The 24,795-nt window shown below is 71.0% G+C and carries 7 protein-coding genes; all 7 read left to right on the top strand.

Going from position 1 to position 24,795, the window contains the following annotated elements; translation table 11 throughout:
• The first annotated feature begins 155 nt into the window (after positions 1-155).
• Positions 156-497, top strand: a complete 342-nt coding sequence (locus ACFY2Z_RS07760) for a WXG100 family type VII secretion target (protein ID WP_311695618.1) — start codon at positions 156-158, stop codon at positions 495-497.
• 55 nt (positions 498-552) lie between these two features.
• Positions 553-840 carry a WXG100 family type VII secretion target gene (locus ACFY2Z_RS07755; protein ID WP_311695616.1) on the top strand — a complete coding sequence of 96 codons (288 nt, stop codon included), beginning with the start codon at positions 553-555 and terminating at the stop codon, positions 838-840.
• A 6-nt stretch (positions 841-846) separates the two neighbouring features.
• Positions 847-1,410 carry a hypothetical protein gene (locus ACFY2Z_RS07750; protein WP_390743274.1) on the top strand — a complete coding sequence of 188 codons (564 nt, stop codon included), beginning with the start codon at positions 847-849 and terminating at the stop codon, positions 1,408-1,410.
• A gap of 89 nt (positions 1,411-1,499) precedes the next feature.
• Positions 1,500-4,685, top strand: a complete 3,186-nt coding sequence (locus ACFY2Z_RS07745) for a hypothetical protein (RefSeq protein ID WP_390743273.1) — start codon at positions 1,500-1,502, stop codon at positions 4,683-4,685.
• A gap of 61 nt (positions 4,686-4,746) precedes the next feature.
• Positions 4,747-5,187 (top strand): YbaB/EbfC family nucleoid-associated protein, encoded by a 441-nt coding sequence (locus ACFY2Z_RS07740; RefSeq protein ID WP_390743272.1) that lies wholly within the window; start codon positions 4,747-4,749, stop codon positions 5,185-5,187.
• A 48-nt stretch (positions 5,188-5,235) separates the two neighbouring features.
• Complete coding sequence (locus ACFY2Z_RS07735; protein WP_390743271.1) at positions 5,236-5,601, top strand: WXG100 family type VII secretion target; 366 nt, start codon at positions 5,236-5,238, stop codon at positions 5,599-5,601.
• On the top strand, positions 5,598-24,446 hold the full coding sequence (locus ACFY2Z_RS07730; protein ID WP_390743270.1) for a hypothetical protein: 18,849 nt from the start codon (positions 5,598-5,600) through the stop codon (positions 24,444-24,446). The genes ACFY2Z_RS07735 and ACFY2Z_RS07730 overlap by 4 nt, the downstream gene beginning before the upstream one ends.
• The last annotated feature ends 349 nt before the right edge of the window (positions 24,447-24,795 follow it).

The following is a 24,795-nucleotide window of genomic DNA, read 5'->3' as shown; positions in this document are numbered from 1 at the left end:
AACGTCCGCCACTGCCGTGTCGCGCGATCCTTCCGCGCGATGCGGCGGCCGGCGGGTGAACCCCCCACCATCCGGCGCGGATGCGCCCCCGACATGGGAGCGACATCGCTGTCATCGGCTCCGGCCGGCGCCGCAGGACGAGAGAGGACCACACCATGGCACTGACGTCAGTCGAACTACAGGGAATGACCGCTGCCCAGGGCAGCTTCCAGACCGCCCTGGACGAGACCACCAGCTCCTACGCGCAGATGGACGGCCAGATCGAGGGTCTGCGGGCGAGCTGGAGCGGCGACGCCGCGAACATCTACCACAACGCCATGCAGGAGTGGCTGAACGACTTCGACAAGGTGAACCAGGCGCTGCGCACCATGCTGGAGAAGCTGGCGCAGAACACCAACGTCTACGCCAACACCCACGAGAACACCCAGCAGCAGGCGCAGCAGGTCGCGCAGCAGATGGGCTCCGGCAACATCGGCCTGCCGGGCTTCCCCTCCTGACGTAGCGTCACCGACCGACATACCAGCCCGCCCCCACGAAGGAGCCGGACAGAAGATGGCCACGTACACCGTCCAGATGGAGCAGGTCGACTACATCGTCGGCGAGATGAACTCCATCACCCAGCGCATCAACCAGACCCTCGCCGACCTCGACAACCAGGCGAAGGTGCACCTGAGCGAGTGGACCAGCGACGCCCAGCAGACCTACGCGCAGGTGAAGGCGCAGTGGGACGCGGCCGCCGCGGACATGACCCAGAAGGCCGCCGCGGCCACCCAGATGCTCGGCACCATCAACGAGTACTACTCGAACGGTGAGCGCCAGGGCGTTCAGCTCTGGGGCTGATCTGAGATGGCAGACCGCCCAGCGTACGACCCCAGCACTGATGACCACAATCAGCCGTCGCCCACTCCGACAGCCCAGCACTACGACGGCGGCACGACGATCACGGCAGGGCACGGCACCGTGCCCCCGGCCTCGACCTTCAACCCGCCGAACGTGCCCGGTGGTTCGGGCAACCCGGGCAGCGGCACCAGCGTGGACACGCCGTCGATGCTGTTGTTCGCCGACAACATCGACAAGCTGATCCAGCCGACGCGGGACGCCGCCAGCGTCCTGCAGAAGGTGCAGGTCGAACCCGGCGCGTTCTACCACGCGAACCAGATCCGGACGAAGGTCAACGGTCCGAACGCCGACGCCGGACTGAAGGAGCAGTACATCAAGGTCTTCCAGGACCTCGCCCAGGGCCTGGGCGATCTGCGCGACGGCGTGAAGGCGCTGGCGCAGCAGTACACCACTCTGGAAGACGCCGGGCGGATGAAGGCCACGGATCTGCAGAACGCCATGCAGACCACGACCAGTGACTTCACCAGCCTGGTGACCGACGCCGGCGGGTCCGGCGGCGGAGCAAGTTGACCGGCGGTCCTCCCGTCCCCTGGTGCCGTCAGGCACCGGGGGACGGCGGGGGCCACTGACAGAGGCGTGAGCAGGAGACTGGGGAACACATGGGCAGCCCGGATTACAACACCGGCGGGTTCAATGACAGCGGCGACGGCATCTTCGGCGATCCCGGAACCGATCCGGGCTCGATCAACGACTACAACTCGTGGGACTGGAAGCAGATCATGGCGGCCATCAACGGCATGGCCGCCGGAACCGGTTCCGACTCGAACGAGGAACGCGCGAAGGGCATCTCCGACCCCCAGTCCCTGATGGACGCGGCGGGCCACTTCCTGAACGCGCAGGTGGTGCTCTCCGGCATCGCCAAGGCCATCGCCGAGCAGGCGAAGGCGCTGGCCGGGGACAACGGCCCCTGGAAGGGCGACGCCGCGGACGCCTTCCTCGACATGATCAACACCTTCTCCCGCCAGGTGAAGGCGACGTCCGACGTGCTGTCCGGCGGTGAGGCGGGCAACTCCGTTCCCCAGCAGCTCGCGGACAACTCGGTCAACCTGTACAACGCCCAGGTCAAGATCTCCGACATCGACTCCTGGTACGCCAACCAGGCCGTGCGGATGGGCGTCAAGCCCATGAGCAACGGCCTGATCCCGATCCACGAGAAGCCCGAGCTGGTCGAGATGATGACCAGCGACATGCGCGCGGTCCTCAAGAGCCTGGCGGGCGAGTACCAGGTCACCATCGACTCGGTGCACACCCCGCCGCCGGTCACCAGCCCCACGAACAACCCCAACGTGCCGGACAACATCCCGGACGTCGGCAACCCCGACCTGAAGGACCCCGGCAACCTGCCCAACGTCAATCCGCTGGACCCGCAGCAGTTCTCCGCCCCCGACACCTCGGGCACCGAGACACCCACCATGCCCGGCCTGAATCCGATGGAGGCGCTCGCCACCCCCGCCCCGTTCGCCGGTGGCACCGGAGTCGACGGCAACGCGCCCGGGCTGGGCGGTCTCGGAGACGGCGGCCCGGGCAACAGCACCCTCGATCCCAGCGCGCTGGACCAGGCGCTCAACCCGACCGCGTTCCCGGGCGGCCTCGGCCTCGGCGGCGGCCCCGGCCTCGGCCTCGGCGGCGGCCCCGGCCTTGCGAACTTCGCGGCCAGCCCCTTCCCCGGCGGCCTGAACACCGGCGCGGGGAGCAAACTGCCGCTGGGCAGCAAGCTCGCCGAGGACCCCTCCAGCTGGGCCGACGGCGCGACTCCCGAAGGGTTCCCCGGCGACACGGGCGTCGGCGGCGCCGGCGGCCTGGGCGCGGGCGACGGCCTCGGCGCGGTCTCCCCCGAGGCGTTCCCCGGCGGCCTCGGTACGGAGTCGGGCCTGCCGGGCGGGCTCAACATGCCGTCGCTGAACAACGCCTTGGAGTCGCCGAACCTCGCCGGAGCCTCGGAGGGCCTCCCCGCCGTCGGCGCGGGCGGTATGCCGATGATGCCCGGCATGGGCGCCGGCGGCATGCCTCACGGCAACGGCACCGTCGACCCCAGCGACGCCAGCGGCCTCCTCGACGCCGACGCCAAACCCTGGACCGGCGACCCCAGCGTGGCCGACGAGATCGGTGGCAAGGGCGCCGAAGCAGGCGGCGACGGGCTCGGGCTGCCCCTCGACGAACACGCCGAGGCGTTCCCCGGCGGCCTCGGCACCGACGAGGGCGTCGGTACGGGACTGGGCACCGGCGGTATGCCGATGATGCCCGGCATGGGCGCCGGCGGTATGCCTCAGGGCAACGGCACCGTCGATCCCAGCGACGCCAGCGGCCTCCTCGACGCCGAGGCCGAACCCTGGACCGGCGACCCCGGGACCTCCGAGGAGATCGGCGGCCGCGGGGCACTGGCGGGCGGCGAGGGACTGGGACTGCCTCTCGACGCGGAGGCCGAGGCGCTCCCCGGCGCACTGGGCGCCGCGGAGGGCGAGACCCTCGGCGCGGGCGGTATGCCGATGATGCCGGGCATGGCGGGGGGCAACCCCGCTGCCGACGCCGGGACCACCGACCCGAGCGACGCCTCCGGACTGCTCGAACCCGACGCCGAACCGTGGACCGGCGAGCCCGACGTCCCCGACGAGATCGACGGCGGTGCCGAGGCGGGCGGCGAGGGCCTCGTGGTGCCGGGCGCGGTCGCGGCGCAGGCGTTCCCCGAGGGCGTGATGATCGGCTCGGACGGGCTGCCCATCACACCGCAGTCGGCGGCCGACCCGGTGGCGCCCGCCGCCACGGTCGAGGAGCCGGCCGCCCCCGCGGTGGGCGAACCCGCCGTGCCCGGCACGATGCCGGCCACGGCCGCCGCCTCCCCCGGCCCGCAGCAGGAGCGGTCCGACGCCTCGGGCCTGCTCGCTCCCGACGCGCTGCCCTGGTCGCCGGAGGCGGACCCCCACGGTGACCGTCTGGTCGTCGGCGCCCACGACGGTCTGGGCGAGACCGCGTTGCCCGGCGCGCTGCCGGGCGCGGCGACAGTTGCGGCGGGCGCCACCGGGTCCGCCGTCGGCACGAGCTCGGCGGACTCCGGTGGAGGGCCCGCCGAGCGGCGGCACCGGCACCGGGACGACGACGAGGCCGCCGTGATCCTGCTGCCGCTGGGCGGCGGCCGGGGCCAGGCGTCGGCCGCGTCCGCGGACTCCGGCCCCGAGGGCCCGGCGGACGGGGACGGCGACGGGGAGGCGACGGAGCCCCTGCCGCCGCAGCCGACGGACGAGGACGGTAACGAGGAGGCGAGGGGTCCGGTACCTCTGCGGCGGCTGGTCTCCGAGGACCCCTACCAGCAGGAGCTGCCGGACGACCATGTGGCGCCGGCACCGTCCGGCGACCCGGAGTCGGAGGACACCGAGGCGTGGGACAGCGCGGGGTCGTCGTTCGTACCGCTGCTGTGGTCCGTGCCGACCGAGGAGGAGAAGGAGGTCCAGGCGCCCGGCTACGCCACGGAGGACGAACAGACCTGGACCGGCCAGGCGGCCGCCCCGTTGGAGGAGGAGGCGGACGGCCCCCGGCTGTCCACCTGGCGACCCAACCGGTCGGCGGCCACCGCCCCCGGGGAGACCGTCGTCCCCGCCGTGCCGCTGCGCTCGTTCTCCGGTGACCCCTCGGAACTCACCGCAGAACTGCCCGCGCAGGAGCCGGTGGAGGACGAGACGGAGGCCGAGGAGGAGCAGGAGCAGCCGAGCCGCGGCATCGCGGACCTGCTGGTCCAGGACGGTGACACCTGGGGTTCGGCGGCCTCGGACGGGGCCGGAGCGGTCCTGTGACGCCGCCCGTCCCGTGGCGCCCGTACGCCTGCGCACCATCGCCGCACGCAAGGAGACTCAAGTGACCAGTCCCTACGACGAGGAAATCGAGGACCTGCTCGCGCTGTACCGCAAGCAGCGCGCGGAGGCCGTCGAGGCCCGGCGCCGGATCAACGAGGTGACCGGTACGGCGACCGCCCCCCGGCAGACCGTCAAGGCGACCGTGAACGCGCAGGGCGAGGTCACCGCTATCGAGTTCCCCACCGGCGCGTACCACCGTATGACGCCGAAGGAGCTGTCCGAGGCGCTGCTGGCGACCATTCGGCAGGCCCGCGCAAACGCGCTGGAGGCGGTCGCGGAGGTCAGCTCGCTCGGGCTGCCGGCCGGCGTGAAGATCACCGACCTGGTGGAGGGCAGGGTCGACGCCACGGCGGTGCTGGAGGACGAGCCGGGTATGCCCGAGTCGGTGCGCGAGTACATCGCGGGCGGGCGCCCGGACGTACGGCGCGACGGCGCCCGGTGACCCCGGGCGGCACACCCCGACACGACCACACGACCTCGGGAGGAACACATGGCTGACGGCGAGTTCTACGTCGACACCGACGGGCTGCGCAACCAGCTGCCGTATGTGCAGCAGCTGGCGGCGCGGTTCCGTGACATCGGCAAGAGCCTGGAGGGCCGGCTCGGCGAACTGGGCGACTGCTGGGGCGACGACGCCTCCGGGCGGCAGTTCTACGAGCAGTACGCCACGCCCAGGAAGCAGATCATCGACAGCACCGGGCAGATGGGCGAGCTGGTCGACAGCATGCACGACGGCATCCGGACGATGGCCGTCAACCTCGAACGCATGGAGGACCAGAACATCGAGGCGACCAGGCGCCTGGGAGCCTCCGAGGTTCACCCCGCCGAGCCCCGGGTGAAGAACACCAAGTCATGAGCATCAACCTGCCCCCGGAACTCGGCTGGGTCGCCAAGCTGGCCGTCGGCCAGGACTGGCCCAAGGGCGACGAGGACAAGCTGCGCAGCCTCGGTGAGGCGTGGGAGGACGCTGCCCGGCAGCTGACCGCCATCAGTCGCGAGATCGACCCCGCGACCAGTGGTGTGCTGCACAGCATCGGCGGAGAGGTCGCCGACGAGTTCTCCAACTTCACGCAGCAGCTGAAGTCCAATCTGCCCGACATGGCCGATGCGGCCGGTCAGCTGGGCCGGCTGGGCAAGAACACCGGGCTGCAGGTTGAGTATGCGAAGTACATGATCCTGGCGCAGCTGGTCTGGCTGGCGGTCGAGATCGCCGAACTCGCCTTCTGGGCACCCGAGGTGATCCCGGCGCTGGTCACCGGTGTGCGGGCGATCGTCAAGATGCTGCTGAAGCGGCTGCTGATCTCGATCGCCACCGGTGTCGGGTTCATGGTCGGCATGGACGCGGTGATCCAGGGGATCCAGTTCCTCAAAGGCGACCGCACCAAGTGGGACACCGCGGCCACGCTGCAGGCCGTGGAGGGCGGTGCGATCGGCGGTGCGATCGGTGGCATCTTCTCCGGTGCCGGCTCGGCGTTCGCGCCGAAGTTCGCGGCCTCACTGATCGGCAAGGGCATCATCGGCGGCGCCTCCAGCGTCGTCACCACCGAGGTCATGGAACAGATCTTCGGCGGCGAGAACGACATGGGCGCCGCCGTGACCTCGGGCATCATCGGCGCGATGGGCGGCGGCGGAGGCCGTCGCAGGTTCGGCGGCGGCGAGCACAACGAGATCCACACCCCCGACATCCATCTGCCCTCCACGCCCGACATCCACCTGCCGAAGGTCCCCTCCGAGAGCGGGTCCGGCTTCCCCGGGGCGGAGAACTTCGACACCGGCGGCCTGGGCAAGGGCGACGGTCTCGGCAAGGGCAACGGTCCCGGCACGACCGGCCTCGACAAGGGCCTGGGTACGGACGGGCCGCACAGTCCGGCCACGGGCGGTACGCGAGGAACCGGGACCGGTGGCACGGGCGCGGTCGACACGGGCACCGTCAACACGAGTACGGGCGGTAGGCGTACGGGAGGGACCCGAGGGGACACCGGGGCCGGTTCGGGCCGCGGCACCTCCGGGAGCAACGGCTCACCGCGCGGGACCACCGGCACGACCGGCAGCACCACCGGCGGCAACCGCGGCGGGACGACCGAACACGGGACCACCCGGCCGACGACCGAGTCGAGAGGCCCCGGCGCGACCGACGGCGCCACGCGCGGCACAGGCGACACCACCCCGCGCATCCCCACCTCCGGGTCCGAGGGGCCCGTCACCGGGGGCAGCCGGGAGACCACCTCGACACCGCACACCCCCACCGAGTCCGCGCCGGCGCCGCACACGTCCTCCGGCGTCCCGGAGCAGACAGGGCGCTCCGGCGGGCTGCCCGGTTTCGAGACCACGCTCAACGGACACGGCGGGGCCGACCACACCGTCACGGCGCCCGAAGAGGGAGCACCCGCACCCGTCCACGGCGGCAGGCCCGACAGCATGACGCCCGTACAACACGAGAACTCGCCCACACAGCACGAGAACACACCCACGCAGCACACGAACACACCCACGCAGCACACGAACACGCCCACCACCGTGCCGAGCCGCCCGCAGGAACCGGGCACCGGCATGAACGAGCCCCTGGCCCCGGGCAACGCGACACACCACACGCCGACGTCCGACACGATGTCCCAAGGACACCAGGGCTCAGGGTCTGTGACTGACCATCAGCAAGCACCGAGCAGTTCGGGGACGGGTCGTCAGCAACCCCCTGTCTCCGTGGTCGACCAGTCGCAGCCCCCGACCACCGTGGCCGACCGTCCGCAGACCCCCGGCAACGCGACGGACACCCAGCGGGCTCCCGGCCCCGTGTCCGGCCGGCCGGACACGCCGACCACCGGAACCAACCGGCCGCAGACACCGACCACCGGCACCAACCAGCCACAGGCCCCGCTGACGGGGACGGACCGTCCGTCCACCGAGTCCGGGGGCACCCCGCGTCCCTCCGTGAGCGTGGAGTCGTCGTCCGCCCCGCGTCCTGGGACGGAGTCCGCACCCCACCCGGAGTCCACAGCGGCCACACAGCCGCGTCCGTCCACCGCCACCAGCCACTCCCCCGCCACGAACAACGGCACGCGCGGGGACGAGGTCGCGCCCCGGGCGCCCCGCCCGCGCCCGGACACCGAGAGCGGGACGGCCACCCCGCAGCACCAGCCGTCGACGCCTCCGGTGCGGCACTCCACCGGCGACGGACACACGCCCGCCCTGCCGGACGTCCCGCAGCACGAGCCCGGTACGGCACCGCACCCGCAGGACCACCAGGACGGCACCCCCGGCGACCACTCCCAGGGCACCACGGACGAGCAGCTCCGGCAGCTCGACACCCTCGTCGTGCCCACGCACGACCCGGACCCGCCGACCCCGTTGCACCAGGCCCCGGCCCCGCCGACGACCCGGCCCGTCTCGCCCGACGCCGGGATCAGGCAGCGCACCGCCGATCTCGACCGCGCCGCGCGTACCGCCGGGATGTCCAAGGACGACCGTGACGCGTACACCCGCGCCATCCAGGAGGCCACCGCGTCCGGCGACTGGGATCGCGCCGGACAGCACCTCGCGGACTTCCGGACCCATGTCGAGACGCGCACCACCCACCAGCGCTACGAGGCGTTCCACACGCACGCGCAGGGCGGTTTCGAGCGTCTGACCAACCTCACCGGCTCCAAGGAGGAATGGCAGAGCAAGGTCGACTCCGTCGAGCAGGCACGGCGCTCCGGCGACCCGGACCTGCTCGACAGCAGGCTCAACGAGTACTCCGCCTACGTCGAGAGCCACGTCCCCTCCGGAACGCTGACCGGTCAGGACACGCCGCGCCCGTTCCACCAGGACGTCGAGGACGTACGGCAGCGCCTCGCCATGACCACCGACGGGCCCACCGCCGACCGACTGCGCTCTCAGCTGGACGACCTCCAAAGGGACGCCGAACTGCACGACCGGCTCGCCCGGTTGCGTTCCTCCGCCGAGTCCGATCCCGAGACCGCGGCGCTGCACGAGCGGCTCGACAACGCCAGGACGCCGGACGAGGCCGACCGTGCGCTGCGGGACCTGGAGGAACACCGGGAGCTGCAGGAGTTGCAGCAGCGCCTCGATCACCTCAAGTCGGACGAGCCGACGCCGGAGCGCACCCCGGTACGGGGCAGCGACGAGGACCTGCGCCGCCGCCTGGACGCCCTCAACGAGGGTGCGGACGACCGCGAGCGCGAACTGCGCGAGCAGGTGGACCGGGCCGCCACCGCCGACGAGGCCGACCGCGCGCTGCGCGAGCTCCACGACCACCGCGAGGAGCAGCGGCTCCAGCAGCGGCTGGACCGGCTCAAGTCGGACACCTCCGAGGACCACCCCACCGAGCGGGAGCTGCGCGACCGCCTCGCCGCGCTCCACGACGGGGAGGGGGATCCCCGCGCCGCCGAGCTGCGCCGTCAGGCGCAGGAGGCGACCACCGAGCGGGAGGCCAAGGACGCCCTCGACAAGCTGGATCAGCACCTGAGCGGGCGCGAGCAGGACCGCCAGGACCAGGTGCGCGAACTGACGGACCGGCTGGAGCAGTTGCGGGAGCAGCGCACCGAACAGCTCCTCGGGGGTAACTCCCGCGACGCCGAGAACACCGGGCGCCGAATCGACGAGGTGCGCGAGGAGTTGTCCTCGCACCAGACGTACGACGAACGCACCAGCACGCTACGGCAGGAGCTGGCACAGAAGACCGGGAGCCCCGAGGCCCCGGGCCACCTCGACCGCATCACCACCGGAACCGACCAGCGCGGCGGCACCGACGAGCACACACCGGCCGAGGAGCACGCACCGGCCGACGAACACACCACGCCCGCGCACGGCGGGACCTCCGCGGAGGGGAACGCGGTCAAGGTCCCCGCGGACCACACCCCCGCCCGCGACCAGCACACCCCCGGAGAGCAGGGGGCGAAGCCGGAAACCGGCTCGCGGCCGCCGCACGAGGAACAGCCGCACCGCCAGGACCAGGGGAACGGGCAACTCGTCGTCCACCGCCCCTCCGAGGACGACTCGAGGTCCGGCCGGTCGCACGAGGACTCGACCGATCCCCGCCACCATCCGGTGCCCAGCACCAAGGGACTGGACGACCTGAGCCGCCCCGCCCCGCCGCCCCGTATGAGGCTGAACCGCACCCCGCGCTATGTGGTGCGCTCAGGCTTCGACCAGCGGCGGTTCACGGTCGGCGACACCCCGTACACCGATCTGACCGTGCGCGTGGCACTGCGCGACGACGGCTCGGGCCTGCACAACGCCGACGACACCTGGAACAGGGCGCAGCAGGGCGTCAAGCAGTACTTCAACGACCCGAAGTACACGCTGCCCAACGGCGACCGGCTGCATGTCACCATCGAGCGCGTCGGACCCGGCGACAAGCCGCACCTGACCGTCGACTTGGTGGGCACCGGCCACGGCATGGACCAGCGCAGCTGGACGCCCGGGGCCAAGCCCGTCGAGTACGCGCACGAGATCTCCCACCAGCTGGGGCTGCGCGACGAGTACGCGGACGAGACCGCACCTCAGCGCCCGCACATCCCGGGCAGTCTGCTGGGCGACGTCCACCAGCGTCCAGAGCATCAGGAACTCACCCACGGCGGCCTGCGCGACCGTCATCTCCAGCTCCTCGGCGCCCTCACCGCGGGCCATGACGATCTGCTCTCCCACCAGGACCACACCGTCGACCACCGGGCGGACCACCCGCAGGACCACACCGGCGAGTCGGTCGCGCCGAGGGGGCCGCAGCAGGGCACTCTGCACGACTACCTGCCCGAGAACGAGTGGTGGAAGTTCTACATCGACCCCAAGAACCATGCCGAGGCAGAGGCCGCCTTCCCGCACGACCCGGGCTCGTACTACGACCACGACCGCTCTCCCGGGTTCCAGAAGGGCATGGTCGCGGCCTACACGAGGTTCCTGGGCGATTCCGAGACGGTCAAGACGCCGATGGACTCGTCGTCGTACCGGACGATGCACGGTCTGGCGACGAGCCACCTCAACCGTGATCTCGACTGGTCCGGTGGCCGTCCGACGCACTTCCCGTTGCGTGGCGAGACGCTGGCCCCCGACATCTTCGACGAGAAGGTCGGGGACCGGGCCCTCGTCTACGACATGACCACGCACGACTGGTCCAAGGGCCTGCCCAAGCCGCAGCCGGCCACCATCCTCACACGCTTCCTGCACAACAACCCGGCGCTGTCGACCAACTACCGCAAGGGCGAGGCGCCCGGTCTCGTCGACACGGTGTTCCACCAGCACTACGAGCGGGTCGGCGAGCCCGGCGTCGACGACAGGACGAAGCTCGCCTCGATCGCCCGTACGGTCCGCTCACTGCATGTGATCCACCCCTTCGAGGACGGCAACCTCCGTTCCAACGTCCAGATCCTGCTGCCGAAGCTGCTGCTTGAGCAGGGCTACCGGCCGATCGTGCCGGACGACATGTACAGCCTGTTCCAGGGCGGCCGCTCGGTGAACGAGATGGTCGACTCCCTGGTGCGCAACGGCGCTCTGGACACCGGCCGGCCGCACCTGTCCGGCGACCGGGGCGCCTCGGACCAGGTCGCGCCGAAGCTCCCCAGCTCCTCCACCGATGGCGCCGGCGCGCACGACGGCACCCAGCACCTGCCTCCGGTGCTGTCCGACGACCAGGGCCACGGACAGCACCAGCAGCACGACGACCCGGCGGACGACCCCGTCTGGCAGCACTCGCGTGACCGGGCGCCCGCAGTCCCACGGCAGCACACCTGGGTGGACCCGGTCTCCGACCCCACCCGGCAGCATGAACCGGCGACCACCCCGCACGAGGACCAGACCACACCGCGCCAGGACCAGGCGACGACGCACGAGGAACGGGCGACGTCCCATTCACCGAACCCGGGCGAGGTCGACGCCCACACGGCGCGTCAGACCTACGGCATGCCGGAGAAGAACTTCAAGGGCTTCCGCGACATCGCGCGGGACAAGGGCCTGGTCATCGACGTCCGCCCGACCAACCCCACCGCGCCGAAATGGCTCGACGCAGGAGCCATGGCCAAGCCACAGGCCATCAAGGCGAAGACCATCAGCGAGGCCGACGTCCACCTCGGCGCCGACCCCGAGAACATCGGACTCGTCGGCTACTTCAAGCCCAGGACACCCGACCAGGCCACCGTCCCCCCGGGCGACTGGGACAAGGTCGTATCCCGCTACAACCAGCGCTCGACCGAGTATCGCGAACTCGCCGCCAAGATGACGGCGTACGAGACGGACAACAAGTTCACCGTCAAGGACGGCGTGGTCCACGGCATCGACGAGGGCGGCACCCAGCGCCCCATCACCGGCGACCACGACCTGTTCGACGTCTCCACCCCCGGCGGCACGCGGATCCCGCATCCCGAGCACGACGAGCTGATCAAGGAGATGCAGGCCAAGGACATCGCCGTGATGCACGGCGCCCATATGTTCTGGAACCCGCCCTCCCCCTTCAGCAAGTCCGTCTTCGACAAGATCGTCGGCTCCCACCAGGGCCCCGACGGCGAACCGCTGCTTCGCTTCCGCCCCGAGAACGACCACGCCGAACTCACCTGGACCGAACCGCTCAAGACCGGTGAGGTCAACTCGTACACCGCACGTCAGACCTATGGCATCCCGGAGAAGAACTTCAAGGGGTTCCGCCAGATCGCGCGGGACAAGGGCCTGGTCATCGACGTCCGCCCGACCAACCCCACCGCGCCGAAATGGCTCGACGCCGGAGCCATGGCCAAACCGCAGGACATCAAGGCCAAGACCGTCAACGAGGCCGACGTCCACCTCGGCGCCGACCCCGAGAACATCGGACTCGTCGGCTACTTCAAGCCCAGGACACCCGACCAGGCCACCGTCCCCCCGGGCGACTGGGACAAGGTCGTATCCCGCTACAACCAGCGCTCGACCGAGTACCGCGAACTCGCCGCCAAGATGGCGCTGCTGGACAAGAAGAACAAGTTCACCGTCGTGGACGGCGTGGTCCACGGCATCGGCGAGGACGGGACGCGGCGCCCCATCACCGGCGACCACGACCTGTTCGACATCTCCACCCCGGGCGGCACCCGCATCCCGTTGGAGGAGCACGACGCGCTGATCCAGGAGATGCAGGCCAAGGACATCGCCGTCATGCACGGCGCCCATATGTTCTGGAACCCGCCCTCCCCCTTCAGCAAGTCCATTTTCGACAAGATCGTCGGCTCCCATCACGGTCCCGACGGCGAACCGCTGCTTCGCTTCCGCCCCGAGAACGACCACGCCGAACTCACCTGGACCCGGCGTCCGGAGGAGTCGCACGAGGACGAGACCCCGTCGCACGGCGGCACGGACAAGGACACCGGCGGCGGACGGGACCAGCAGGACCCCAAGGATCACGAGAAGCCCAAGAACCCCGAGGATCACGAGAAGCCCAAGAACCCCGAGGACCACGAGCGCCGGCAGGACCACGACGACCACCAGGGCCGGGGGGACGAGCACAAGGGCCGGGGGGACCAGCACAAGGACGGGGACCAGGGTCAGACCCTCACCGAGGAAGAGCCCCGCGAGAAGCCGCAGCAGGAGCCCCTCGATCAGGAGCCCCCCCAGGCGCACACCCTGGATGAGACCGAGGAAGCCCCCAAGGCCGAGCCGGAGAAGGACCACACCCCGGCCACGGACCACACGTCCGTCAAGGACGAGACTTCCGCCGAGGACCACACCTCCGCCGAGGACCACTCGTCCGCCAAGGACCACACACCCACGAAGGACCGCACTCCCGCCGAGGGCGACAGCTCCCCCGGCGACAAGCAGCAGGAGAAGTCGCCCGCGCCCCCGCAGAAGGACCCCGTCCCGGTCCTCGACGGACGGCACACGGAGTCTCTCGCCGGTAAGAAGATCACCGAGGACCCGGGGCCGGAGGGCGTGCGTACGCGGGTCGAGACGCTGCTCGGCGGCCACGGCAAGGACACGTCCGTCGTGCAGCGCCTGGACGCCGCTCTCGATCCCGCCAACTTCCGCAAGCAGCACGGCGCGATGGTCAACGGCGGCTGGCGTTTCACCGTGCATGTGGACGGCAGGCCCTACGAGGTCGAGGTGAAGGCCACCGCCTCCCCCTGGCGCCTCGACACCGCGACCGACGCCGCCAAGGACAACGACGGTGAGGGCTTCGGCGTACCGTCCGAGTCGACGCACGACTCCGACCCGCGCAAGACGGAGATGACCTCCTCCGAGGCGGGCCTGGAGTTCGGGCCGACCATCGTCCGTCCCGTCAACGGCGAGTTGTCGGTCCTCGTCACCCCCTCCGGGAAGCTGGGCGGCGCCACGCACGGCCGTGAGACCACGGTCAAGTCGTCGTCCCAGACGGCGAACCAGATCGCCTTCACCGGCAAGACCGACAGCTACACGTCCGACTTCACGTACCAGGTGAAGGTCACGGACCATCAGGGCACACAGCTCGGCGCCGGGGGCACCCACGACGCCGTCACCGGCAAGGTCCGCGCCGACGTGCCCCGGCCGGAGGACCTGGCCGACGGCCGGCCGCGCACCTGGCAGGGCTGGGACCCCGCCCGCGCGGACCAGCCGAACACCTCCGCCGCACCGGCCTCCCGGACGCCCAAGCCCGCCTCCGGCCACCCGGTGTCGATCACCGGTCTCGACACGGCACGGAACGCGGTCTACGAGGCGCTGCCGCGCGAGGCGCGCCCGGACGGCACCGCGCACCGGGACATCGAGGACTTCTTCCAGCCGTCCAATGTCATCAACGAGTTCGAGCACGCCTCGGGTTGGGGCCTGCTGTCGAAGCCGCTGACACTCAGCGACGGCAGTAAGGCCCATCTGCATCTGACGGTGGAGCCGGACGACTCCCAGGCGCTGCACACGGTGGACGACAAGGCCACTCTCGGGTCGAAGTCGACGGGCGAGCACGGCCAGAACCGCACGGAGAACAGTTCCTGGTCACTGGGCCTCAGCGGCGGCGCCACCGGCCAGGTGTGGAAGGCGAAGGACACTTCCGAGTCCACGTGGCTGACCGGTACCGCCGGCTACACGGGTTCCAGCAACCTCACCCACGGCGCCAAGGGCAAGAACGCCATCGGCACCGAGTCCAGCCGTGAGCACTCCGGCAAGGCCGACCTGGTCGCGACCAACGTGCGTCTGCGTGTCCAGCTGATACGGCACCAGTTGCGGCCGGGGCTCGACGGGCTGCACGGCACCAGCACCACGAAGATCGGGGACCACACCCCGCCGCCCTCCGAGCAGCGTCCGACGGACGCCGCCGACCACGTCGCCATCACCATCAACCCGCAGAACGGCGAGGTGCTCCGCGCCGTCCCGCACGAGGGGTCCACGCCTGCCACCACCGGCGACCATCCGCCGCTCGACGCCGGCCGGCTCACCGGCCCGGTCACGGCCCAGCGCACCACGTTCCTGGACTTCCCCGGTTCGTCGGGGCTGGAGGACCACATCGTGCGCGAGATGTGGAAGAGCTCGCCCGGTGTGCTGCCGCCGCCGGAGGCGATCCACCCCAGCACCGCCACGGCACACGACGGTGCGAGCACCACGAACCGTCCCCGGATCACCCCCGAGGCATGGGAGAACCTGCGTTCGCTGCGTCAGCAGCTCGCCCCTTCACGGCTGCGCGACTCCGGCCCGAAGCTGCTCGACGGCTCCTACCGGATCACGCTGAAAGGCTCTCATCTGCCGCTGCGCGCCGGCAGGACCCACGAGATCCTGATCAAGGCCGAGCCGTCCAGGGGCGACTATGTGCGCTCGGGCAGGTCGACGACGAAGGCCGTGACCACCCGGACGACCGGGGCCGACAAGACCGTCACCCGCAGCGCCAAGCACGTCGTCAACCTGGCGGGCAACGTGCGCAGTTCGCTGGACCACCCGGATGTGACGCGCGGCTTCGGCATCGGCAGCCTCGACATCACCGCGCACAACCCCTCGCACGGGCTGACCACGGGTGCCGAGACCGAGGTCAAGCGGCAGTTCTCCCTGGAGGCGGACACCGACGTCTACGCCCACCCGGTGACGTACCACGTCATGGTCGGCGTCGAGAACCCGAAGCAGCCCACCACACACCTGTCCACCGACGCGCCCTCGCCCCACATGCAGCGCACCAAGCAGGTGAAGCCGGACGGCCACCTCACGGTCGAGGTCGCGCGGAAACCGGAGACCACCGACACCGCGCCGCCGCGGACCATCCCCAAGCTGGATGTGCTGCCGCAGCGCCACGCGATCCGCCATGTCACCGGCTCCGACGACTTCCGCGACACGGCGCAGCGGTCGCTGACGAGCGCCTTCGAGAAGAAGAACGCGGCGTCGGCGCCTGACCTGAAGGAGGCGCTGGACGGCATCACCGATGAGGACCATCTGCGGTCCATGGTCTCCGCCTCGCACGGAGGTTGGGCCAACAGCGGTGACGAGCAGGTCGGTTCGGGCCGCAACCGCGACACCATCGGACTGTCGACGCGGACGCGTCTGAGCAACTTCAGGTTCCACGAGACGCTGCCCGGCGAGGGCAAGCTGGAGATCGAGACCAAGTCCAGCGGTTCCACCGCCGTGGCGGACAAGACTTCGCGGGCCTTCAAGGCGGGACTCGGCTTCGACGCCGGGCGTTTCCCGTCCAAGAACAGCCACGACGCGTCCCTTCAGGTGCGCGGTGGTCTCAAGGGCAAGGGTGGCGCCGGCTACAACAGCAGCGAGAACGTCAAGCAGAAGATGACCACGTCGCGTAAGGCGGCGTACAAGGGCACCTGGCACGTCTACGAGGCGGACGCGGACGTCACCGTCCAGGGCCGCATCACCGACGCGAAGGGCAACGTCACCCTCGGAAACCCGGGGACCAGCAAACACCGGGTGGTGGTGCTGCTCTCCGACGACGACGTACGCAAGCTGGGTACCGACGGGACCAGCGACACCAGCACCCCGGCCCCCTCGGGCACACGTCAGGCGCCGCTGCTGACCTCCGGGCTGCTCGGCGGGGCCACCGCGGACATCCCGAAGTCCGACGAGATCCTCGGCGAGATCGACCGGCAGATCCGCCGGCTGGACACGCCCGCCGACGTGCCGGAGACGGCGCTGCCCTTCGCGGGGACGTTCTCACCGGAGAATCTCTCGGCCAACTACGAGGACCTCGTGGGCCGGGGCATCCTCGACTATCACGTCCACGAGTCCCGCACCCAGCGGGTCATCACCGAGGTACTGGTACGCGGCATCCCGCAGGACAAGTGGACCGACGAGGGCGACCACTCCACCGGGGACACCACCCGCAAGGTCAGCATCGCGCAGACGGTCAAGGGCGGCGCGGGACACAACTGGTCGCTGGGCGCCGACGGCAACTTCCGTGTGTCCTACGCCCCGGTGGTCAAGCCCAAGCCCGGCCAGGACGCGGCCGAGGTCAAGGCCGAGGAGAAGAAGTCCGGCCTGGGCAGCATCGCGTGGGCCCCGTCCGGCGGCGGGGAGGGCAGCCGGACCAAGAGCGCCGACAGCGGTGTCACCACCAAGGTCGAGCACAAGACGTCGAAGTTCGGCGACACGGTGAAGTTCTCCAACCGGATGCGCTTCGAGGTCACCGTGACCCAGCGCACCGAGTACGGACGCTTCGTCAACCTCGGCAAACCCCGGCCCGTCGACCCGTCGTGGCCGGTCCATGCCTACGTCCCCAAGTCACTCACCGAGACCGCCGAACAGGCCGCCGCCCACCGGCAGCAGCCGCCCCGGCAGTCGTCGCAGCCGCCCCAGGTCCACGACGGCGGCAACACCATGGAGATGCAGCCGGTCACTGTCTCACAGGCCCATCGGGACCGCTGGCAGGCGTCACTGGACTCCGCCCACGACCTCGTGGGCTTCGACAACCCCGACGCACTTCTCGACCACGCGCAGACGGTGCTCACCACACCCCGTCCCTGGTCCGACAGCGCACTCGGCAAGGCAGGGTCGGCCATTTCCTGGGGGCTGGGCTCGGCCGCCTCGACGGTCGGCCGCTGGGCCGGAGCCATGACCCCCGACGCCGCGCACAGGTTGGTCAACTCCTTCATCTCCGACCCCCGGCTGGACGGCACCGACAACCCGTTGGTCAGGGAGCAGCGCCTGCCGCTGGAGCAGCAGGTGTCGCTGCGCCAGGCACTCTCCTCGTCCACTCTGCCCACGGTCTTCCACCAGCTCAAGGACACCGCGAACGGCTACCGCACGGTGCCGTTCGGCGCCGACGGCAAGACCGGCCTGGAAGTCCGTCTGCAGCCCACCGGGGAGGCACAGGAGATCTCCACACGGGACAAGGGCAGCGACGAGATCACCGTCTCCACGGAGCACGAGTCGTCCGCGACCGCGAGCAACGGCCTCAACGCGAGCCTGACGCCCCTGGCCGTCCCTGTGATCACCAAGAACCCGGCCGTCGTCGTCCCCCTCCCGACGAGCGCCCTGAAGGTGGACCGCGACCAGACGCTCGAGAGCAGCTCGCCGGTGACCCGCAAGCCCGGCGTCCCGACCCGCACCCTCACGCCCCCGGACCTCCCGCACGGCAAGGAGGCCGCCGAGCCCGGAAAGGCCACGCTCAAGGGCGCGCATGTGCTGATGCGACAGCCGGTGCGGCTGACCACACAGAAGTACGACGAGAACGGCACGTACGGGAACACCTCGCAGACCGACGGCCACGTCTACTACTGGACGGCCAAGAAGACCGACGAGACCACCGCACCGTCCACGACCACCGACCACACCCCGACGACACCCGACCCGACGAAGCCGACGGACGACACCACACAGCAGGTGAAGGACGCGGACACCACTACACAGCAGGTGAAGGACGCGGAGGGCACCGAGCAGCAGGTGCAGCTGAAGGACGCGGAGGACACCGAGCAGCAGGTCAAGGCCCCCGAGGACATCAGGCGACCGGAGAAGACGCACGAGGCGGTCAAGCCCGCCGAGGAGACGTCGAACACCGTCAAACCTCCGGTGAAGGCTCCGGACGCCCCCGCTCCGGTCGCCACGCACGATGCGGCCACAAGCACAGCCACCACCACGAGCCGGACCACGACCACCACCACGCACCACGTCACCGCCGACGTCCAGCAGACGAAGCCGGACGCGGCGGAGACCACGGTCGTCCAGCAGCCGACGCCGCGCGTCCAGGTGCCGGGCGACGGCCGGTGTCTGCTGTACTCCGTGGTGGCGAGCACCCCGCCCGAGCACTGGCCCGCCGCACTGCACCAGGGCTCCCCCGGGAACGCGCACACCCAGCACGAGGCGGTGCTGCGCCAGATCCGCACCCAGCGAGGCCCGGTCAGGTCCGACAGCGCCCTGGGCCGCGCCGCGGAAGCCCTTCGCCAGATGGTGCTGCGCAACGTACAGACGACACGGCCGGAGCATCTCCCGTTCGACGTCACCGAGTTGTACCGCCGCAGCCAGGAGAACCAGCTCCGGCAGCAACTGCAGACCGAGGGCCTCGACGCCCTGCAGGCGCGGTTGGATGCCAACGGTGTCGACCACGTCATGTCGCCGGACTGGCTCCGCCCGCAGGCTCTGCGCGATCTCTATGTGGATGCGCGGACCCAGGAGCTGATGGGCGCACCGCACCACCTCCCCGCGCAGGAAGCGGCGGAGCGCGCGGCCAACGAGGTGCCTGAGACGACGGACCACCAGGGCAACTGGACCCTGGGGGACACCGCCCTGGCGCCGCGCGCCCAGTTCGCCTACGTCACCGGGCGCTTGGGTCCCCTGACCCTGGACTACATCGACAGCCATGACCGTATGGTCGGCGCCGTCCTCGACTCGGCGCTGCACCGGCCGTTGACGCGGACGGAGCACCGGGCCCTCATCAGGGCCCTGGAGAACTGGGTGCCGGGCGACAACGCCTGGAACACCAACGAGGGCGAGATGTTCCCCGCGCTGGTCGCCCACACCCTCGGCGTACAGCTGCGTACGTTCCAGTCGACCGGCGGCGGAACGGCCCATCTGCGCACGGTCGGACCGGAGAACACCGGCCGTTCGACCGATGTCTACTACAACGGCCACAACCACTACGACGCCAGCCAGGCCCCGGCGCAGCACCGGCCCACCATGACCGAGGAGGTCGCCCCCAAGGCCCCGAGGGCACCCCGGTCCGACTCCGTCACGAGCGCCACACATGACCCGGCCACCGACAACACGCCGCCCCGACAGACCCACGACGACAACCGGCAGACCCACCACGACGACCAGCAAACCCACGACGGCGACCGACAGACCCAGGACCACAACCGGCAGACCCACCACGACGACCAGCAAACCCACGACGGCGACCGACAGACCCACCACGACGACCGCCACACCCCCGCCACCGTCACACCCCGTCGCGGTCTCAACCACGCACCCCGCTTCGTGGTGCGGTCCGCCTTCGACGCGCGCACCTTCCGCGTCGGCGAGACCACCGTCACCGACCTGACCGTGCGCGTCGCCTTCCGGGGCGGCTCGGGGCACGACACCGAGACCCCGTGGCAGCGGCTGCAACAGGGCGCCGAGGAGTACTACAACCGCCCGGAGCACCGCCTTCCCAACGGCAACCTGCTGCACGTGACGGTGGAACGCGTGGCCGAGGGTGCCGATCCCCATCTCGTCGTCGACCTCGCCGGCCACGATCGCCCGATGGACCAGCGCACCTGGTGGCCGGACGCGGATCCCGTCGCGTACGCCCATGAGCTGGGCCACCAGCTCGGTCTGCGCGACGAGCACCGCGAGGACGACGAGGGGCCGGGCCGCGCCCAGGTGACGGGCAGCCTGCTGGGCGACTTCCACCAGCCGGCGCCGTACGGTCTCGCCCAGGCCGGGCTGCGCGGCCGTCACCTCCAGCTGCTCGGCGCGCTCGTCGGGGACGTCCCGGGGCCCGGCACGGACCACGGTGTGGGCCATGCCGAGACCCAGGAACCGCCCAGGACGTCGTCGGCCTCCCCCGACGACGTCTCCGGGGCGGACGTGCGGCAGCACGCGGACCACACCCCGCTGTCGCAGGACCCCCGCTGGCACGACGCCCGCTCGGCCGCCCCACCGGTGACCCGGCGCCATGCCTGGGTGGACCCGGTGACCGACCCGGACCGCGGCGCGACCTCGCACAACGACACCGCGGCCCACGATCCGCACATGCCGCGGAACGAGCACGACGCTCCCGAGATCTACCGGGAGGAGGAGCAGGACTGGTCGCGGGTCCTGGACGAGTACACGGAGGAACGGGCGCGCGAGTACGAGTGGCTGGACCGTCTCTACGGCGACTCACTCGGCCCGGAGGCGTACGAGAGCGCCCACGGCGCCCTGCTCACGCTGCGGGCGATGGATCTGCCCCGTGCGGCACCGGGCACGGCCGGCCGCCCGCACCTGGAGGCGCTGGCCCGGCAGGTGCTGCATCTGGACACCGCGCCGACCGAGAACGACTACCGGCATCTGCTGTCGCTCACCGCGCACGCCGGAGCCGAGTCGATCACGGACGCCTCCGCGCTCGCCGCGCACTTCCTGGTGACGGAGCGCGACGCGCTGGACGACCACACCGTGCTGGTCGACGGGTCGGGATACGCGGCCGGGCGCGACTGGACGGGTTCGAGGGCGAACCCGCCCGATCTGTCGAAGTACACGGTGACCGGCCGGGACGGGCAGCCGACGGAGCATCCGGCACCGTGGCACGACCCATATGTGGTCACCGCACAGGGGACCCCGGACCACCTCGTGCTGATGGCGGGCGGCCGCGCGATCCATGTGACCGACCCGGAGGAGTTCGCCGCGCTCGTCGCCCGTGACCCGCTGCGCGGCGAGGGCCAGGACATCCTGCTGGTCGTCTCCCAGGGGCAGCATCACGGGCTCGCTCAGCTCATCGCGGGCCGGACCGGGACGGCGGTGTGGTCGACCGACTCGAATGTGCGTACCGCGACCGACTGGGAGACCGGAGCCGAACACCTGGACCTGCTCGGGGGGAGCGGCAGCTGGGCGCTGCACCTGGGCGGCGAGGGCGGCCTGCTGGACCTGTTCGACGGGCTCGGTCTCGACCTGGACTCCGCCGCGGAGGATCACGCCCCCGTGACCCCGGACCACGACTCCGTGGCACCGGGCCTCGCCCCTGTGGCGCACCCCGTGGCGCCGAGCCACGACCCCGGTGGCCCCGACTACGCGAGCAAGCTGCACCCGCCGCGGGACGCCGGCGAGTCGGCGCTGTCTCCGACGGATCTGGTGGACCGCCTCCGGGCCCGGCCACTGACGACCACCGACTACCGGGTGATCGGGACCACCCCCGAAACCGTGCTGTTCGAAGAACCGACCGGCATGTACCACGCCGCCTTCGACTACCGTCGGACAAGCTCCGACAACGTCCCGCAGCTGAGGGTGCCCGCGCAGGGCATGAGGCAGACCCTGGTCCACGAGCACCCGCCGTTGCATGTCTCGGGGGACCTGTCGCTGGCCCACCGCCAGTACGGCTACGGCCAGCAGGTCTTCGCCACCACCAAGGCCGTCGACGCGGCCAACCGCCAGTTGTCGCTCGCGGGCAGCCTGGTGAGGCTCAAGACGGACGGCCTCGCACTGCACGTCGCTGACGGCACGGGCGGCCATCGGGAACTGGTGCGTGTCACCCCGCAGTTCCTCACCCGCTCCGGCAAGTCGGAGGAGGAGGTCTGCCGTGACTTCGCCCAGATGGTGTCGGGCGGCGTGCCCGCGTCGCACGTGGTCTTCCGGGATCCCGACGGCACCGGTGTGGCCACGGGCCCGATCAACGCGCTGGGGCGCACGGAGGTCACCGGCATCCACTACCTCGCGGAGGCTCTCAGCCAGGTGGCCGACGGCCGGGAGCCGACCGGGCCCATGGATCCGTCGTGGGCCGCGCGCCAGGTGCTGCGGGACGACCGGCTCATCGCCGAGAGCGACGGTCCCACACCGGGCAGGTCCTACGGCAGCGCGCTGAGCTACGACCCGCTGGACAACCCTCGGCGCGAGGTGCTCTCCGACGCCGCGCGCGGGATCGGCATCAACGAGCACGCCTGGGCGAAGGTCGGCGAGACCTACCTCGTGCACTCGATCAACGCGCTGGACGAGAACGGCTTCCCGAGCCTGGCGCACAACTACGCCAAGCCGAGCGCGCCGGAGGGCCGCCACTTCGGCTACCACTTCGCCGCCGTCGTGCTCTCCAGCGAGGACGGCAAGCACCAGATCACGCTGGAGAACTTCGCCCGGCGCGCCCAGATCGCCGGCACCATGCGATCGGTCGTGGCGGAGAACCTCACCAGTACCTCGCCGAACGGTTTCCGGAGGCTGCACGCCGCCGTCAGCGACGAGCTGGACCGTCAGCGGGCAGGGGGTGCCGACGACGCCACGCTCAGGAGACTGGGTCGCCACCTGGACCTGGTCGACGCGCTCACCAAGGCGGCGGACGCGCGGCGAGCGGTCGGTACGACGGCTCCGGGGAGCCCGCAGGAAGCGGCCGCCATGGCGGAGTACGAGCGCACGGTCAAGGTCGCCGAGGCGCGGATGAAGCAGGCGGCGGACCTGCCCAAGGGCAGCGAGCTGTGGCACTTCCGAATGTTCTCGCAGCGCCCCGGTGAGACCATGCACGAAGTGAGCGCGGACCTCCTCAGCTCCGTTCCGTCGGCCGAGGCCAACCCGCTGACGTCCGTGATCGTGCACGGTCACCGGCTCCCACAGGTGGACATCGGGTTCGACCAGGGTTCCCGGCAGATCAGCAAGGTCGAGGCCCGCAAACTGACCTACGTGGCCGAGCACGTGGTGCGCGCCGGGCTGTGGAACCACCGCAACGGGCTGCCGCTGCCCCGGCTCACCGTGACCGGACGCGGCAACAACCGCCGTCCCACGCTGGGCGGGGTCTTCCCCGACGGCGCCCAGGGCCGGGCCGACGCCGTCCACGGGGAACTCCGGGACCGGCTGGACCGCCACCTCATCAACTACCAGCACGGTTCGGCACAGCCGCATCTGACCGCGGCCGACTTCCCGATCACGGTCACCACCGAGCGCACCCCGTCGTCAGGCGACCCCGAGCACGGCCGCCGGACGACGGTGACGGTGCACGACCCCCGGCAGGGCGACGCCCCCGCGGCCCCGCCGACCCGCCCCCGCCGGGGGGCGGGCAACACGGACGTGCAGCCCCGGGCACCCCGGCCCCCGCAGGAGCAGCGGCACACGGCACAGCCACCACCGCACACGCGACCGCAGGCCGTAGCACATGAGGCCGTAGCACATCAGGCCGTAGCACATCAGGCCGTAGCACATCAGGCCGCACCGCAGGAAGGCGTGCCGCAGGAGAGCGTGCCGCAACCGTCCTACCGCAGCGAGCGGCTGACCATCGGAGGGGTCGAGTTCGCGGACGGATCGTCCGAGCTCACGGGACCCCAGCGGGAGACGGTGCACCGGCTGGCCGCCGAGGTGGCGTGGGCCTCGCTGGCGAACGTCAGGGTGGGCTTCCCGCCGCCCCGCGTCGAGATGGTCGGCCACGCCAACGGGATGCGGGGCGGGCTCCCGCACTTCGGCGAGGCGCTCCGGCGCGGGCAGGCGCGCGCGGACGGCGTGGCCGGCATGTTCCGCTCGGCGCTGGCGCTCCATCTCGCGCGCCTCCAGGCCGACTCGGAGACCGTCATGGGCCCCGAGGACATCGAGATCACGACGCGGTCCGAGGGCAATGTGCTGCCCGGCGACAGTGCGCCGGAGGCGGATCCGACGAGCGCACGACGTCGTGCGCTCATCCTGATCGATCTGCCCCGGCCCCGGACCCAGGGCTGATGCGTTCTCAGGTTTCGAGATCGAGTAGTCGGAGTGCGTGGTCGGCTAGTGACCGATAGTGGTCGGTGGCGGCGGTGATGTTCGTCCAGCGGGCCTGACGGATGAGGCCGATGGCGAGGTGCGGAGGGTCGCCACTCTTGGACTTCGGGGCGAATCCTTGCCTTCCTCAATCTGTGGATGGTCACCCGGATCCGCCTCCGGGCGCCGTCATTGATGTCACGCGTGGATGTCAGTCTGGGTCACGTGAGAGACACAGGGCCCCGTGCCGGTGAGCCAGGCTACGCTCACCGCGACCCGTACGGCCTGGTGAGAGGCAGTGCACCTTGGCGAGCCGCCCCTCCTCTATCTC

Source organism: Streptomyces sp. NPDC001222 (assembly GCF_042896945.1).
GTDB classification, from domain to species: domain Bacteria; phylum Actinomycetota; class Actinomycetes; order Streptomycetales; family Streptomycetaceae; genus Streptomyces; species Streptomyces gibsoniae.
Note: the sequence above shows the minus strand (reverse complement) of the source record. Positions and strands in the feature narration are given on the sequence as shown.